Raw genomic sequence first — 15,719 nt, forward strand, 5'->3', positions numbered from 1 at the left:
TTATAATTTTTGTTATAATAAATTGAATTGAGGTATGGCCATGATAAATCAAGTAAAAGTCGAATTAAAAAAATTATTAGAGAATAAATTGAATATATCAGGTATAGTTGTTGAAACACCAAAAAAAGGACAAAGTGATTTGAGTATCCCTCTTTTTGGTTTTGTTAAACTTCTAGGATTACCAATGATGGATGTATATCACAAATTCAGCGATGTTATAAAAGATTATCCACTTTATTTAAAGGATGAATTTGTATCTGGATTTTTAAACATTTATTTAAATAGAGAAATATTAGCTAAAAATATATTAGATGAAGTACATTTAAAAAAATCAAATTATGGTAGTTCAGATATAAATGGTAAAACTGTTGTCATCGATTATAGTTCACCAAATATTGCAAAAAGTTTTTCAGTAGGTCATTTACGTTCTACGGTTATTGGAAATTCCTTAAAGTTAATTTATGAAAAAAATGGATATCATGTCATTGGTATTAACCACTTAGGTGACTGGGGAACTCAATTTGGTCGAATGATTGTTGCATATAAAAAATGGGGAAATGAATCATTAATTGAAAAAAATCCAATTTCTGAGCTTCAAAAATTATACGTTAAGTTCCATGATGAACTTGCTAATCATCCTGAATTAGAGCAAGAAGGTAGAGATGCTTTCTTAAAACTTGAACAAGGTGATCCTGAGTATATAAAACTTTGGGAATTTTTTAGAGAACAATCACTTAAAGAATTTATGGAAATGTATGATCTTTTAAATGTAAAATTTGATTCGTTTAATGGTGAAGCATTCTATAATGACAAGATGGATAGAGTTGTTAAAGAATTAGAAGACAAAAATTTAATTAAAGAAGATGAAGGCGCATTAGTTGTCTTCATTGGTGAAAATTATCCACCAGTACTTATTAAACGTAGCGATGGAGCTACACTATATGCAACTAGAGATTTAGCTGCATTATTGTATAGAAAAGATACATATAATTTTGATAAAATCCTATATGTTGTGGGCAATGAACAAAAATTACACTTTGAATCACTTAAAAAAGTTTCTGATTTAATGGGTTATAATTTTGATTTAGTTCATGTAAACTTTGGTTTAGTGCTTCAAGATGGAAAGAAAATGTCTACACGTACAGGTAAATATACAAAATTAATGGATGTCATCAATGAAGCAATTTCAAATGCTAAAAAGGCTATTGAAGAAAAAAATCCAAATTTAGAAAATAAAGAAGAAGTTGCAAAAACCGTTGGTGTTGGTGCAATTATATTCAATGACTTAAAAAATGAACGTCATTTAGATGTAGAATATAACTTAGAGCAAATGGTTAAGTTTGAAGGGCAAACAGGACCATACTTACAATATTCTATTGTGAGAATATTTAGTATGCTAAAAAACGTTAACTTAAACTTTGATCTTGTAAATTATCAAACATATACAAATGATGTATACTTTAATCTTGTACAACTCATTGATCAGTTTCCAGTTGTATTAGAACGTGCTCAAAATGAAAATTCTCCATCAGTAATCGCTAGATATTTACTACAATTAGCTCAAGAATTCAACTCATTCTATGGAAAGGTTAGAATTTTAGCTGATGATCAAAATTTACTACAAGCAAACATTTATCTTGTAACTGCAATTCAAACAGTTTTAATTGAAGGATTAAGACTATTAGGTATTGGTTATTTAGAGGCAATGTAGATGGATCAAAATAATCAGTCACAAAAAAAAATATGGATTAATATTGTAGTTGTTATCATCATTATGTTATCAATGATAACAATCATTGGTAGTTTAAATGATTTTGAAACATTACTACAAACCATTTCAAATATAAAGATTCATTATTTTATTATTGCGCTTATTATTGCTTTGATTAGTTTTTTATTAATGAGTCTTTCAAGTTTTATTGTTTTACGTGCGATAAATAAAAAACTTAGTTTTGGGACAGGTTTTTTAATCCAAACTGTTGAACCGTTTTTTAATGGTATTACACCATTTTCATCAGGAGCTCAACCTTTTCAAATTTATTATTATCATAAACATCATGTTGAAGTAGAAGAATCAACATCTGTATTAGCTGTAAATTTTATATTATATCAAATCGTTACCGTTATTTTATCAACTTTGTGTATTATTTTATTTTGGGATAAAATTTATCAAGCAATGGGTATTAATGTTATATATATTCTCATTGGATATTCTATTAATACTTTAATACTTATCATGATGTTTTTAATGGCCTATGTAAATAAAGTTTACCGTTTGTTCGAAAACATGTTTGGGTTTTTCCAGCGATTTAAATTAACCAAAAAACATGCAACAAATTTTAAAAATAAAACAAAGAACTTTGTTGGTAACTTCCAAAATGGTGTTAGATTCTTATTTACTAAAAAACGTGTATTTATATTAGGAACTTTTACGAAATTGATATCCATTATCCTTACATATTTAACGACCGTATTTATAGCTATGTCACTTGATTTTTCTTTTGATTTGAGTGACAATATATATATGATTTTTGCAAGTGTAATTGCTGTAAATACAATGATGTTTGTACCGTTACCTGGTGCATCTGGTGGTACTGAAGCAGCATTCACTGGATTAATGGCAGGATTGTTTATAAATCAAAGTAATACAACAGAATTAGTAACTATTATGTTACTATGGCGTATAGCAACATATTATTTTAGTATGTTATATGGATTTATAGGGTACTTAATTTTACAAAAGAAAAGAGTTGTAACGGATGAGAATAGGGATATTTAGTGATGCTTACAAGCCATTGATTTCTGGTGTTGTAACAAGTATTGAAACACTTAAAGAAGGATTAGAACAATTAGGACACGAGGTTTATGTCATAACACCTTATGGCCCTAATCAAAAAGAAGAACTAGATCCTCATGTTATCCGTCTAAAAGGTATTAGAGTTCCTAAAAAAGGATTAAAGGACTTTAGATGGGTATTATTTGCTAAAAGATATTTAAAGTTAGTTAAGAAATTAGAATTAGATGTAATACACATTCATACAGAATTTTCTGTTGGTCAATTAGGCTTATCAGCAATGAAAAAATTTAATATTCCTGCAGTATATACGCTTCATACATCATACCAAGATTACACACATTATGTTTCAAAAGTCATGACATACTTTACACCAATGATAGCTAAGCGTATTGCAGGTATGATTAATAATAAATATACAAAAAGAGTCGATATGACAATTGTACCAACTAAGAAAATTTATGATAAAATGATTAAGTTGAAACACGATGGTAGATTTACAATTATACCTTCTGGTATTGAACTTAAATCATTTTACAAAGAATCATATTCTGATGAAGAAGTACAAGCTCTTAAAGATAAACTCAGAATAAAAAAAGACGATTTTGTTGCTATTATCGTAGCACGTATTGCAAAAGAAAAGTCAATTGAAGATTTAGTTGATGGATTTGTTGAATTTCATCAAAGTTATCCAAAATCAGTATTCTTTATCGTCGGTGATGGTCCAGATAGAGTTAAATTAGAAAATCATATTAGAAAATTTAAAGGAAATGACTTTATTAAAACTTTAGGGTTTGTAAGTCATGATCAAGTCGGATTGTATTATCAAGTTGCAGATGTATTTTTAAATGCATCGACAACAGAAACACAAGGTTTAACATATGTTGAGGCATTGGCTGCATCGTTACCAATTGTAGTTAGATATGATGATGTATTTGATTCTTTTGTAAAGCATGGAGAAAATGGAATATTTTTCAAACAGACTAGTGAATTAGTTCAAATTTTAAAAGATATTCAAGAACAAAAAATTGACTTAAATATATTAAAAGAGAATGCTCGAAAGAGTGTTGAACCGTATTCAAAAGAACAATATGCAAAAAACTTAGTTAAGCTTTATACACAAGTTATTGAAGAAAGAAATGAAAAGAAAAAGCCTAAATAATTAGGCTTTTATATGGGCGATTGGCGAAATCGGCAGACGCAACGGACTCAAAATCCGTCGGGAAACCATGTGGGTTCAAGTCCCACATCGCCCACCACATAGCTTTAATTGGTTTGATACTAAGTTATCAAACTTTTTTATTTGTTTAAAGGATACTTAAGTGTTAAAATCGCTATTAAGAGGGATGTATTATGATTAAAGAACCTAATATTTTACTAAGTTATATAAACACAAAACTTCGTGATTTTTATAAATCGATAGATGACTTATGTGAAGATTTAGACTTATCAAAAGATGAAATTGATCAAATTTTAATTTCAATTGGTTATATATATGATGAATCATCAAATCAATACAAATTGAAAATTACTTGATATAGATTATTAAGTTTTGTTGATATAGAAATATATATTTACACGTATTAGATTTAATTATAAATGCTGTTATAACAGCATTTTTTTATTAATCAAATCAAATTTATTGCTTATTATATAAAATAATGATAAACTTAATAAAAAATTAAGGTATACCATAAAAAAGGAGAGAAATCATGAAAAAAATCATTATGCTTATTACTTATATGATTTTGTCTTTTATATGTGTAAGTTGTGAAATTAAAAAGTATGAATACATTGAAGGTAAGGTTAATATTGTAGTTACGACGACTATGTTAGCTGATTTAACAAAAGAATTAGGCAAAGAACGAGTTAATGTTAAAACATTGATGGAAGTTGGCGTAGATCCGCATAGTTTTGAACCACGTCCAAGTGATGTCCGAGCTTTGATTCAATCAGATTTAATAATTGCAAACGGTCTACATTTAGAAGCTAAACTTTTAAATGTTCTTGATGGTTTTGAAAATGATAAATTGTTAAATATTGGGAAATATTTAGATGAAAGTAAACTTATTTATGATGAGAATGGTCAAGTTGATCCTCATATATGGTTTGATATTGATCTTTGGATGGATACAGCAAAAATTATCAAAGATAGATTAATTGCATTTGATAAAAAGTGTGAAGATATATACGAACATAATTATAGAAATTATGTATTAGAACTAAATGAATTAAAGATATATGTCTTATCGCGTATTAATGAATTGAATATTGATAAACGAATTTTAGTCACAGCACATGATGCATTTAGTTATTTTGGTAAAGCATATGATTTTCAATTATATTCTATACAAGGAATTTCAACTGAAACTGAAGCAAGTGCCAAAGATATTGAATCATTAGCTAATTTCGTAGCTTTACATAAAGTTAATGCAATTTTTATAGAATCTTCTGTTCCGTATACAACAATTGAATCTGTTATACAAAGTGCTAAAGTTAAAGGTCATAATTTAAAAATTGGTGGAGAATTACATTCGGACTCACTAGGTTCAAATGAAGATGATAATACATATATAAAAATGGTTAAAAAGAATGTTGATACCATCGTAGATAATTTAAAATAAAGGGGGATATATATGTTTGCGTTAGAAATTGATGACTTAACAGTATCATACGATTTAAAACCAATATTATGGGATGTTGACATTAATATTTCTTTAGGAAGATTGGTGGCAATTGTAGGTCCCAATGGGGCTGGTAAATCCACTTTAATTAAGAGTATATTAAATCTTATAAAACCAGTTAGTGGACGTATAAAGATTTTATCAAAATCTTATAAAGATGTAAGAAAAAGAATAGCTTATGTACCACAAAGAAACTCTGTTGACTGGGATTTTCCTACAACAGTCTTTGATGTTGTTATGATGGGAAGATACGGGCATATTGGTTGGATAAAACGTCCAAGTTCAAAAGATAAAGAAATTGTCTATGATGCGCTTTTGAAAGTAGATATGATAGATTACAAAGATAGACAAATATCTGAATTGTCAGGCGGTCAACAACAACGTGTATTTTTGGCGAGATCTTTAGTACAGCAAGCAGATATATATTTAATGGATGAGCCTTTTCAGGGTGTTGATGCAAAAACTGAAAAAGCAATTGTAGATATTTTAAAAAATTTGAAGGAAAACAATAAAACAGTAATTGTAGTTCATCATGACTTAGAAACTGTTGATAAATATTTTGATGATGTAATTTTATTAAACAAAAAGATTATCGCATATGGAACAGTAAGAGAAGTATTTACACCTGAAATGATTAAAAAAACATATCAAACAAAAGAGTAGGTGAAATTATGCTCGATTTTATCATAGATAATTATACGTTATTTGTTATCATATTAGGAACTATGCTTCTAAGTATGGCAGCTTCATTTTTAGGAGTTTTTCTAATATTGAGAAAACAAGCTTTAATCGGAGATGCTATTTCGCATGCGACATTACCTGGAGTTGTATTAGCATACATATTAACACACAATAAAGATATGAAAATACTTCTATTAGGGGCAGCTTTTTCCGCAGCTGTATCAATCTTTATACTTGAAATGATAAAAAGATATTCAAAAATAAAATATGACGCATCACTTGCACTCGTGTTATCATCTTTTTTTGGATTAGGTCAAATTTTATTGCAAATTGTTCAAGGTAAAGGGGATGCAGCATCTGCTGGATTAAATAAGTTTATATTTGGTGAAGCTGCAACGATGTTATTAAGTGATGTCATTTTAATTGGAATAGTCGCTTTCTTAGTAAGTTTTATACTTATTATATTTTGGAAAGAAATTAAACTTTATCTATTTAATGAACAGTTTTTTGAGTCACTAGGATTTAGTTCATTATTAATGCGCACAATTTTTACATTTTTAACGATTATTGTTGTTGTTATTGGTATAAGAACAGTTGGGGTCATACTCATGAGTGCATTATTAATTGCTCCAGGAGTTGCAGCTAGACAGTGGTCTAATAGATTAAATTACAACGTACTTATTGCAACTTTATTTAGTGTTATCTCTGCAATAATTGGTACAATTTATTCAAGTCAAATAAGTCATTTACCAACAGGACCGGTTATTGTAGTTTGCTTGGCATCCTTAGTGTTTTTATCACTTATATTTGCTCCCAAAAGAGGTATATTGTTTATAAAATTTAAGAATATAAAATATAAAAAAATGATTAAAAGATATCGCATATTGATACATATTTATGAAAATAACGATAAATCTTTAAAAATTTATGATATACCAAACTTTCTTATTAATGAAGGATATGTCTATATAAGTGATGATAAAAGTATAAATTTATCAAATAAAGGTAGATCAATTATAAAAAAAATATTAAGTGGTGATGTCAGATGAATTATGAGATTAGTATTTTTTTGATTGCACTTATCACATCAATTACATGTAGCATAGTTGGTGTATTTCTTGTAATACGTAAAATGAGTATGATGACTGACGCTATAAGTCATACAATTTTATTAGGTATTGTTATAGCTTACATATTTGTAAAAGATTTACAATCTCCGTTGTTATTTATTGGTGCGACAACGATGGGATTGGTAACAGTATACTTAATTGAACTTTTAGTAAAAACAAGAAAGATTAATGAAGATGCAGCAACAGGGGTAACCTTTCCATTATTATTTAGCATTGCGGTTATATTAATTAGCTTAGATTTTAGAGATGTACATTTAGATATTGATGCTGTTATACTTGGTAAACTTGAATTTAGCGCTTTAAACAAATTAATTATAGGAAATTTTATTTTAGGTCCGAAAAATTTATGGGTTATGTCAATTATTTTACTTATTAATTTATTTTTTATAATAACTTTTTATAAAGAATTAAAGATTGTAAGTTTTGATAGTGCCCTAGCAAGTATTCTTGGTATAAGTCCAATTATCATCCATTATGTACTTATGTCATTAGTTTCAATAACTGCTGTGTCGGCATTTGAAGCAGTTGGTTCAATTTTAGTAATTTCTATGATGATAGGACCGACTATGACTTCTTTGTTAATATCTAAAAATTTATGTCATACAATTATATATTCTGTTATTTTTGCATCATTGAACTGTATTATGGGTTATAGTGTGGCATTTATACTAGACGTACGTATATCAAGTGTTATTTCAATTATGACACTTATAACATTTTTAATTGTATTTATATTTGCACCTAAAGGAATGATTAAAACAATTATTAACAAAAGAATTCAAAGAAATGATTTTAATTTAATGACATTTTTAACACATATACATAATCATCAAAATACTCAAAATGCATTGAATGAAATATCTATCGAGAATGCACAGATAGCATTAAATTGGAATAAAAATTTTTTTGATAAGTTTTATAAAAAAGCATATAAACTTGGACTAATTTATGTGAATGATGATATGATAATATTAACAACCAAAGGGATAGAACACATAGATTATATGAATAAAGTGTATTCTCGATAGAGAAAGAGGTAATTTATATATGAATCGAGCAGAAGAAGATTACATTAAAGCTTTATATGAGTTGACTGTCGAACGTGATCGAAAGATGGTAAAAACATCTGAATTAGCATATCAATTTGGGTTTACAGATCAAACAGTTAACGAAATGATAAGAAAGCTGAAGAATAAAAAATTAGTTAATTTTATACCGTACAAAGGTGTAAGTTTAACAAAAGATGGATTGGATATCGCAATAAAAATGATTCGAGCACATCGTTTATGGGAAGTTTTTTTAACTCAAAAACTAGGTTTTAATTGGTCGGATGTTCATGAAAATGCTGAAATGTTAGAACATGTTTCAAATAATCAAATTTTAGATAAATTATATGAATTTTTAGGTGAACCTAAATACTGTCAGCATGGAAATCCTATACCTTCTGTCGATGGAAAAGTAAAACCAATTAGCATTACCCCACTTATTGATTTAAAAAAAGGAGATAAATTTAAATTAGTTAGAGTGCTTGATAAAAAAGATTTACTTCATTATTTAGACACATTAAACATTAATTTATATGACTCATTTGAAGTAGTAAATATTGATGATTTTTTGCAAACTATAACTTTAAAAAATAATGAAATTCAATATGATATTAACTATCATATAGCATCAATGTTATTTGTAGAAATATCAAAAATATAATTTAAATATGAGGTTATATCTCTTGATATAACCTTTTATTTGTATATAGATAGCAAAATGATATAAAAAATGATATATTATGGATTAGTGAAAATATAATGAAAGAAGATGAAAAGAATGACAACAAGTGAAAAAAATATTTCAAACGATAAATTAAAACGTGTAAAAGATTTTTTATACACAACACTCAATTCCATGACATTTGGAATTTTTGGAACAATTGTTGTTGGTGCAATAATTGGAACATTGGGGACCATTTTGGTATTAATAGGTTTACCAAGTGAATATAATGTTTTTGCTAGAGTATCTGGCATATTAACTGCTTTAACAGGAGCAGGAATAGGATTATCAATTGCTTTAGGTTTAAAACTCAGTGGTCTTAAACTGGTTATGCTAACTGTTGCTGGTGGAATAGCAACAATGCTTAAAATAGATTTTTCATTACCTGGTTTTTATGGTGATATGAATCTTTCAAGTCCTAATCCAATTACTGCATATTTTGTAGTTATTATTACGTATTTCATCATCGAAAGTATTTTTAAAAAGAAAACAAATTATGATTTATTTTTTATTCCTATTGTTGGTGTATTAGGTGCTGTATTAGCGAGTTATATCGTATCATGGCCTATTGATCGACTCATGTTTCTAATTGGCCAAATGATATCATTTTTTATTGATATTGAACCTTTTACAACATCAGCATTCATTGGATTAATTTTTGGTATTTTATTAACTCTACCATTTATATCATCAGCTGGTGTAGCGGTTGCGGTGTTTTCAGTAAGTTATCCTCTTTATCCAACACAAACTGTTATTGCTATGGCAGCAGCAGTTGTTGGATGTAGTGCTCAAATGATTGGTTTTGCAGTACAATCTGCAAGAAAAAATAATGCTGGAACGATATTTTCAATAGCACTTGCTTCAAGTATGTTCCAATTTAAGAATATTATGAAAAAGCCTTTAGTATGGGTACCAACATTAATTACATCATTACTTTTACCACCAATAACATATTTAATTTTTGGTGGATATGACTGGTTAATTCAAACATTTGCTGAATTAAGTGCGAATGGAGAATTGGCTTCTGGACATTTTGTATGGCCAGGTATGGGGTCCAGTGGATTAGTAGGACAACTACAAACGCTAGCAATATCTGGATTTAATGTTCAAAGTGTATTATTTGTTTTAGTACAAGTATCTTTCCCTGCAGGATTAGTGTTCGCATTAGATTCTTTATTTTTAAAACTTAATCTTTATAAAGCGGAAGATTTAGTTTTAGATGCTACATTGTAATAAAAATCCCTTAATAGGGATTTTTTTTACTTTTGAATGGTTTATTGTATTAATAATGATAAAATAGAATTAGGTGATAATATGGATCAAAGAAAATTTACATTGTTAACAGACTTATATGAAATAACAATGGCTAACGCATATTTCAAAGATGGCAGAAAAGATGAAATAGCTGTTTTTGATGTTTTTTTTAGAAAGGTTCCAGATGATGGAGGATATGCAATTTTAGCAGGTTTAGAATCAATTATTGATTATATAGAAAATTTAAGATTCGATCCTGAAGAAATTGAGTTTTTAAGAAGTAAAAAAATGTTTGATGATGGTTTTTTAGAATATTTAAAAACTTTTAAATTTACATCAGATGTTTATGCGATAGAGGAAGGTACACCGATTTTTCCAAATGAACCGCTTCTAATCGTTCACGGACCTATTATTGAATGTCAATTAGTTGAGACATTTATTTTATTATCATTAAACCATCAATCATTAATTGCAACCAAAGCATCACGCATAGTACGTGAAGCTAAAGGGAGACCAGTATTTGAATTTGGTGCTAGAAGAGCACATTCATATGATGCATCGATTTTAGGTGCAAGAAGCGCATATATTGGTGGTGTTATTGGAACATCAAATGTTATTGCTGAACAACTTTATGGTATTCCATCTGTTGGTACAATGGCTCATTCATATATACAATCTTTTGATGATGAATTTGAAGCATTTAAGAGTTTTGCATTAAATTATCCAGATAATACAATATTACTCGTAGATACTTATGATACATTAGGTCAGGGTATACCTAATGCTATTAAAACACATTTTGAAGTATTACAACCAATGGGAAAACGTTTGAAAGGTATTCGTATTGATTCTGGGGATTTAGCTTATCTTTCTAACAAAGCAAGAGAAATGTTAGATGAACAAGGTTTAACCGATGTGACAATTACTGTTTCTAACTCATTAGATGAGTTTTTAATTCGTGATCTAGTTACACATCAAGATGCTAAAATTGATTCATTTGGCGTTGGCGAACGCTTAATTACTGCAAGAAGTGAAGCAGTTTTCGGTGGTGTTTATAAATTATCTGCTATTAAAGAAGGCAATACATACATACCGAAAATTAAAATTTCTGATAATGTTGCAAAGACAACTATTCCTGGATTTAAGCAAGTATATCGTTTTTATGATGAGGATCATAAGGCAATTGCAGATGTCATTACATTACATGATGAAGTGATTGATGAAAGTAAACCATATTTACTATTTGATCCAAATTATCCTTGGAAAGAAAAATTAGTTACAAATTTCAAAGCAGAACCACTTTTAGTACCAATTTATAAAAATGGAAAACTTGTATACAAGAAACCATCGTTAGTTGAAATTAGAAAACGTAAAATTGAATTATTTGATACTTTATGGAAAGAAGTTACAAGATTAAAAAATCCACACGAATACTATGTGGATTTATCTAAACCATTATGGGATTTAAGACAAGAACTTATCACATCACATAAAACAAAAAATTAAATATAAAAGTTAGAAAGAAGCTATACATATGGATCAGCAAATATCAAAAAATACTCGAAGAATGATCGAAGGTAAACATCCTTGGGCTTATATGTTGTTATTATCATTACCGATTTTAGTAAATAACCTTATTAAGTCATTTAATGGGATGGTTGATATATATTTTGTCTCTCGAATGGATGCAAGTAAAGAGGCAATTGAATCTGCGATTGCTGCATTGAATTTACATGAATCATACAATAACCTTTTATTAGCATTAGGTGTTGGGTTATCAATTGCAACTATGACTGTAGTCTCTCAATATCTTGGTGCAAAAAGAGAAAATAAAGCAAGATATTTTGCAGGACAATTTGTTTTTATATCAATTATTGTAGGGTTAATATTAACATTTTTTGTTCTTAGTACAACGTGGTTTATTATCGATTGGATGGGTGCTAAGAATTTAACATATGAATTTGGTTTAGAATATTTTAATATTCGATCTCTTGAATTGATAGCAGTTGTATTTTTTTCTGTTTATCAAGCGATACGTCAATCTCAAGGATCAACATTAATTCCTACGAGCTTAAATATTTTAGGAATTATCACAAATATTATATTAACTTGGTATTTTGTTTCAGTTCTTAACATGGGGGTTGCTGGAAGTGCTTGGGCTACATTAATTGGTAACTGGGCGTTTGTTCCATTTATGATTCTTGATTTATTTATTTCAAGAAAACATATGCGTTTAAAACTAAATGATATAAAACCAAACATTAAAAGTGTTAAAGAAATTTGGCCATTTGCTTATCCAGCTACTTTATCACATGCAATTACTTATTTTGGATTTTTATTAATCAATGCATTTATTTTAACTGCATATGGTGATACAATTGCATCAGGATTTTCAACAGGAAATAAATTATCAAATTTATTGATGAATCCAATATATGCAATTACAACGATAAGTGCTGTATTCATTGGAGCTAATATTGGTAACAAAAAGCCAGAACGTGCTATAAAAATATATCGCCAATCAGGAATAATAACATTTTCACTTACAGTTATTGCAATATCAATCGCTATTATTTATCGAGAACCATTTGTTACAGCTTTAGTTGGAGAAAATAATCCAAATTTAATTGAAATATCTAAAGAATACACCATATGGTTACTAATTACACAACCATTTATGGCTATTTTCCAAAATTATATGGCTATTTTTAATGGATCCGGTCAATCCAGACTCGGTATGAAATCTCAATCATTTAGACTCTGGATATTAAGAATTCCATCACTCATTATTTTATATTTTGGTTTTCCAAATTTAAGTTATAGTATCATTTGGATTGCAATGAATTTTTCTAATATTACAGCATTATTCTACGCACACCATCAAAGAAAGAAAATTGATTTAAGTATTAAAGTAAATTTAGAAGAAGGTGTCACATCATGATTCACGTTGTTTTATGTCAACCTGAAATACCACAAAATACAGGTAATATTATGAGAACTTGTGTTGGTACAAATGTGAAATTACATTTAATTGAACCGCTAGGTTTCAAAATAGATGATGCAAAATTAAGAAGAAGTGCAGTTGATTATTATGATCATATTGAATATGATATTTATCCTGATTGGGAGTCATTTATTAAAACACATCAAGGAAAATATTTTTTTCTAACACGATACGGAAAACATGCATATCACGAACCAAAATATAATGAAATTAATGAAGATATTTATTTAGTATTTGGTTCAGAATCACATGGAATTAATAGAATCTTATTAAAAGAACAATTTGAAAATACATTTAGAATTCCTAGCAACGATAAAATTAGAAGTCTTAATTTATCAAACTGCGTAGCTATATGTATATTTGAGATTTTAAGACAAAAAGGATTTCCCAATTTAGAATTACAAGAACCAGATACATTAAAGGGGAAAAATTATTTATTAACAGTAACGGAGGATTAGTATGGCAGCAAAAGAAAAAATAAAAAGGAATCAAACTGTTGGTGAAGAAATAGCGAATTCCGTTTCACATGGTGTTATGGCACTTTTTGGTGTTTTAGCTTTAGTATTGTTAATTCTAAAAGCTGATGGACCATGGGAAATGTTATCTGCAATTGTATTTGGGATTTCAATAATACTTTTATACGCTATGTCAACACTTTATCATGCTTTAGCATTTACGAAATCTAAAAGTGTATTTAAGAGATTAGACCACATATCTATTTATATTTTAATAGGTGGTACATTTGCACCTGCTTTATTACTCTTACCATCATTAAGAGATAAGTATTTTTTAGGTATTGAAGGATTTTTAGATGCCGGATTAAGTTTATTTATTATTCAATGGATAGTTATTACTGTAGGTATTGTATTTAAGTCAATATGGGTATATCGATATCAAGCACTTCATGTTATTATATTTTTAATACTTGGTTGGAGTGCATTAATATTTGCAACAGATTTATTTAATCAAAAACCAATGGCGTTTATTTTAATTTTTTTAGGTGGTTTAGCATATTCAGTAGGTGTTATATTTTATGCTAAATCTGATATAAGATATTTTCACTTTTTATGGCATATATGGGTAGCGATTGGTACTATATTACAGTTTTTTGCAATATACCTTTATTTAATATAATTCAAGATAAAGTTTGTAAATGTTTGTAATTCTACATCATTTACGTTACAATAAATAAGGAAATGTGAGGTAATTAGATTATGAAAATCATGTCGGTAAATGCCGGAAGTTCAAGTTTAAAGTTTCAATTATTAAGAATGCCAGAAGAACTTGAAATCGCAAGTGGTATTGTTGAAAGAATTGGAAATAATAATGCTGAATTCACTTTAAAATTCAATGGTGAAAAATTCGTTTCAAAAGATTTAGTTATTTTAGATCACTCAGTTGCAGTTGATTTAGTAATTAATAGTTTAATAGAACATAAAGTCATCGAAACATTAGATGAAATACAAGGTGTTGGTCACCGTGTTGTTCAAGGTGGGGAGTTATTTAAAGATTCTGTCATAATCGATGATGAAGTTGTTTTAAAAATTGCATCATTAAATGACTTAGCACCATTACATAATCCTGCACACATTATTGGTATAAATGCATTTAGAAAAATTTTACCTAATGTTGTACAAGTAGCAGTGTTTGATACAACTTTCCATCAAACGATGCCAGCTGAAAACTATTTATATGCTGTACCATATGAATGGTATGAAAAACATGGTGTAAGAAAATATGGTGCACATGGAACAAGCCATCAATATGTTTCACAAGAAGCAATTAAGAGATTAGGGAATAAAGAAAATTCTAAGATTATTGTGTGTCATATTGGTAATGGCGCATCAATTACAGCAGTATTAGACGGTAAGAGTGTAGATACTTCAATGGGATTAACACCACTTGAAGGTATTCCTATGGGAACAAGAAGCGGTAATATTGATCCATCTATCTTCCAATTAATGAATAAAAAAGAAGGTTATTCATTAGAAAAGACATTAAATGAATTAAATAAGAGCAGTGGTTATTTGGGTGTTTCAGGTGTATCACACGATTCAAGAGACATTATTGCAGCAGCTGAACAAGGAAACAAACGTGCCCAACTTGCATTAGATATTCAATCAAAACGTATTGCAGACTATATTGCAAGCTATTATGTTTTACTTGGTGGATTAGATGCGTTAGTTTTCACAGCAGGAATTGGTGAAAACTCAAAAGAACTTAGACTAAATGTATGTAAAAGATTAGAAGTTTTAGGTATCGAAATTGACGAGGAAAAGAATAATTCACGAGGCGATAAAGAAATTTCTAAAGATACATCAAAAGTTAAAATTTGGGTAATTCCAACAAATGAAGAAGTTATGATTGCAAGAGACGTTATTCGCTTAGGTAATTTTAAGAAGTAA

15 protein-coding genes and 1 tRNA gene are annotated in these 15,719 nt (G+C 28.4%); all 16 read left to right on the top strand.

Going from position 1 to position 15,719, the window contains the following annotated elements; all coding sequences use genetic code 11:
• Positions 1 to 34: 34 nt before the first annotated feature.
• The 16 genes from argS to T434_RS0100500 all read left to right on the top strand — a co-directional run bounded on the left by argS (position 35) and on the right by T434_RS0100500 (position 15,719).
• Positions 35 to 1,711: an arginine--tRNA ligase gene (gene argS / locus T434_RS0100425; RefSeq protein WP_084300985.1), complete on the top strand. Its 1,677-nt coding sequence runs from the start codon at positions 35 to 37 to the stop codon at positions 1,709 to 1,711.
• A complete protein-coding gene (locus T434_RS0100430) occupies positions 1,712 to 2,779 on the top strand; it encodes a lysylphosphatidylglycerol synthase transmembrane domain-containing protein (protein WP_026399433.1) in 1,068 nt (355 codons plus the stop codon).
• On the top strand, positions 2,760 to 3,956 hold the full coding sequence (gene mgs, locus T434_RS0100435; protein ID WP_026399434.1) for an alpha-monoglucosyldiacylglycerol synthase: 1,197 nt from the start codon (positions 2,760 to 2,762) through the stop codon (positions 3,954 to 3,956). Before T434_RS0100430 ends, mgs begins: the two co-directional genes overlap by 20 nt.
• A gap of 14 nt (positions 3,957 to 3,970) precedes the next feature.
• Positions 3,971 to 4,053 (top strand) — tRNA-Leu (locus T434_RS0100440).
• A gap of 94 nt (positions 4,054 to 4,147) precedes the next feature.
• On the top strand, positions 4,148 to 4,330 hold the full coding sequence (locus tag T434_RS06250) for a DUF4250 domain-containing protein (protein ID WP_210997077.1): 183 nt from the start codon (positions 4,148 to 4,150) through the stop codon (positions 4,328 to 4,330).
• A 176-nt stretch (positions 4,331 to 4,506) separates the two neighbouring features.
• On the top strand, positions 4,507 to 5,418 hold the full coding sequence (locus tag T434_RS0100450; protein WP_026399435.1) for a metal ABC transporter solute-binding protein, Zn/Mn family: 912 nt from the start codon (positions 4,507 to 4,509) through the stop codon (positions 5,416 to 5,418).
• Between the two features lie 12 nt (positions 5,419 to 5,430).
• Entirely contained in the window at positions 5,431 to 6,141 is a 711-nt protein-coding gene (locus tag T434_RS0100455; protein WP_026399436.1) for a metal ABC transporter ATP-binding protein, read from the top strand.
• Positions 6,142 to 6,149: 8 nt separating this feature from the next.
• A complete protein-coding gene (locus T434_RS06255; RefSeq protein ID WP_162150552.1) occupies positions 6,150 to 7,208 on the top strand; it encodes a metal ABC transporter permease in 1,059 nt (352 codons plus the stop codon).
• Positions 7,205 to 8,317: a metal ABC transporter permease gene (locus tag T434_RS0100465; RefSeq protein ID WP_026399437.1), complete on the top strand. Its 1,113-nt coding sequence runs from the start codon at positions 7,205 to 7,207 to the stop codon at positions 8,315 to 8,317. Before T434_RS06255 ends, T434_RS0100465 begins: the two co-directional genes overlap by 4 nt.
• A gap of 19 nt (positions 8,318 to 8,336) precedes the next feature.
• The gene (locus T434_RS0100470; protein WP_026399438.1) at positions 8,337 to 8,996 is read left to right on the top strand and encodes a metal-dependent transcriptional regulator; all 660 of its coding nucleotides are present in this window, start codon (positions 8,337 to 8,339) and stop codon (positions 8,994 to 8,996) included.
• A gap of 117 nt (positions 8,997 to 9,113) precedes the next feature.
• Positions 9,114 to 10,289 carry a PTS sugar transporter subunit IIC gene (locus T434_RS0100475; RefSeq protein WP_026399439.1) on the top strand — a complete coding sequence of 392 codons (1,176 nt, stop codon included), beginning with the start codon at positions 9,114 to 9,116 and terminating at the stop codon, positions 10,287 to 10,289.
• Positions 10,290 to 10,370: 81 nt separating this feature from the next.
• Complete coding sequence (locus T434_RS0100480) at positions 10,371 to 11,816, top strand: nicotinate phosphoribosyltransferase (RefSeq protein ID WP_026399440.1); 1,446 nt, start codon at positions 10,371 to 10,373, stop codon at positions 11,814 to 11,816.
• Positions 11,817 to 11,844: 28 nt separating this feature from the next.
• Positions 11,845 to 13,251 (top strand): MATE family efflux transporter, encoded by a 1,407-nt coding sequence (locus T434_RS0100485; protein ID WP_162150553.1) that lies wholly within the window; start codon positions 11,845 to 11,847, stop codon positions 13,249 to 13,251.
• Positions 13,248 to 13,772, top strand: a complete 525-nt coding sequence (locus T434_RS0100490; protein WP_026399442.1) for a tRNA (cytidine(34)-2'-O)-methyltransferase — start codon at positions 13,248 to 13,250, stop codon at positions 13,770 to 13,772. The genes T434_RS0100485 and T434_RS0100490 overlap by 4 nt, the downstream gene beginning before the upstream one ends.
• A gap of 1 nt (position 13,773) precedes the next feature.
• Positions 13,774 to 14,448, top strand: coding sequence for a PAQR family membrane homeostasis protein TrhA (trhA, locus tag T434_RS0100495; protein WP_026399443.1), 675 nt, complete (start codon positions 13,774 to 13,776; stop codon positions 14,446 to 14,448).
• An 80-nt stretch (positions 14,449 to 14,528) separates the two neighbouring features.
• Positions 14,529 to 15,719 (top strand): acetate kinase, encoded by a 1,191-nt coding sequence (locus tag T434_RS0100500; protein ID WP_026399444.1) that lies wholly within the window; start codon positions 14,529 to 14,531, stop codon positions 15,717 to 15,719.

The organism is Acholeplasma equifetale ATCC 29724, from assembly GCF_000687735.1.
GTDB classification, from domain to species: domain Bacteria; phylum Bacillota_I; class Bacilli_A; order Acholeplasmatales; family Acholeplasmataceae; genus Acholeplasma; species Acholeplasma equifetale.

Bases quoted from the DNA above. Each gene is read 5' to 3' on its own strand.
- T434_RS06255 (WP_162150552.1), top strand. From the start codon at position 6,150: ATGCTCGATTTTATCATAGATAATTATACGTTATTTGTTATCATATTA.
- T434_RS0100450 (WP_026399435.1), top strand. From the start codon at position 4,507: ATGAAAAAAATCATTATGCTTATTACTTATATGATTTTGTCTTTTATA.
- T434_RS0100470 (WP_026399438.1), top strand. From the start codon at position 8,337: ATGAATCGAGCAGAAGAAGATTACATTAAAGCTTTATATGAGTTGACT.
- T434_RS0100455 (WP_026399436.1), top strand. From the start codon at position 5,431: ATGTTTGCGTTAGAAATTGATGACTTAACAGTATCATACGATTTAAAA.
- T434_RS0100465 (WP_026399437.1), top strand. From the start codon at position 7,205: ATGAATTATGAGATTAGTATTTTTTTGATTGCACTTATCACATCAATT.
- T434_RS0100475 (WP_026399439.1), top strand. From the start codon at position 9,114: ATGACAACAAGTGAAAAAAATATTTCAAACGATAAATTAAAACGTGTA.
- T434_RS0100430 (WP_026399433.1), top strand. From the start codon at position 1,712: ATGGATCAAAATAATCAGTCACAAAAAAAAATATGGATTAATATTGTA.
- T434_RS0100500 (WP_026399444.1), top strand. From the start codon at position 14,529: ATGAAAATCATGTCGGTAAATGCCGGAAGTTCAAGTTTAAAGTTTCAA.
- T434_RS0100485 (WP_162150553.1), top strand. From the start codon at position 11,845: ATGGATCAGCAAATATCAAAAAATACTCGAAGAATGATCGAAGGTAAA.
- T434_RS0100490 (WP_026399442.1), top strand. From the start codon at position 13,248: ATGATTCACGTTGTTTTATGTCAACCTGAAATACCACAAAATACAGGT.
- argS (WP_084300985.1), top strand. From the start codon at position 35: ATGGCCATGATAAATCAAGTAAAAGTCGAATTAAAAAAATTATTAGAG.
- T434_RS06250 (WP_210997077.1), top strand. From the start codon at position 4,148: ATGATTAAAGAACCTAATATTTTACTAAGTTATATAAACACAAAACTT.
- T434_RS0100480 (WP_026399440.1), top strand. From the start codon at position 10,371: ATGGATCAAAGAAAATTTACATTGTTAACAGACTTATATGAAATAACA.
- trhA (WP_026399443.1), top strand. From the start codon at position 13,774: ATGGCAGCAAAAGAAAAAATAAAAAGGAATCAAACTGTTGGTGAAGAA.
- mgs (WP_026399434.1), top strand. From the start codon at position 2,760: ATGAGAATAGGGATATTTAGTGATGCTTACAAGCCATTGATTTCTGGT.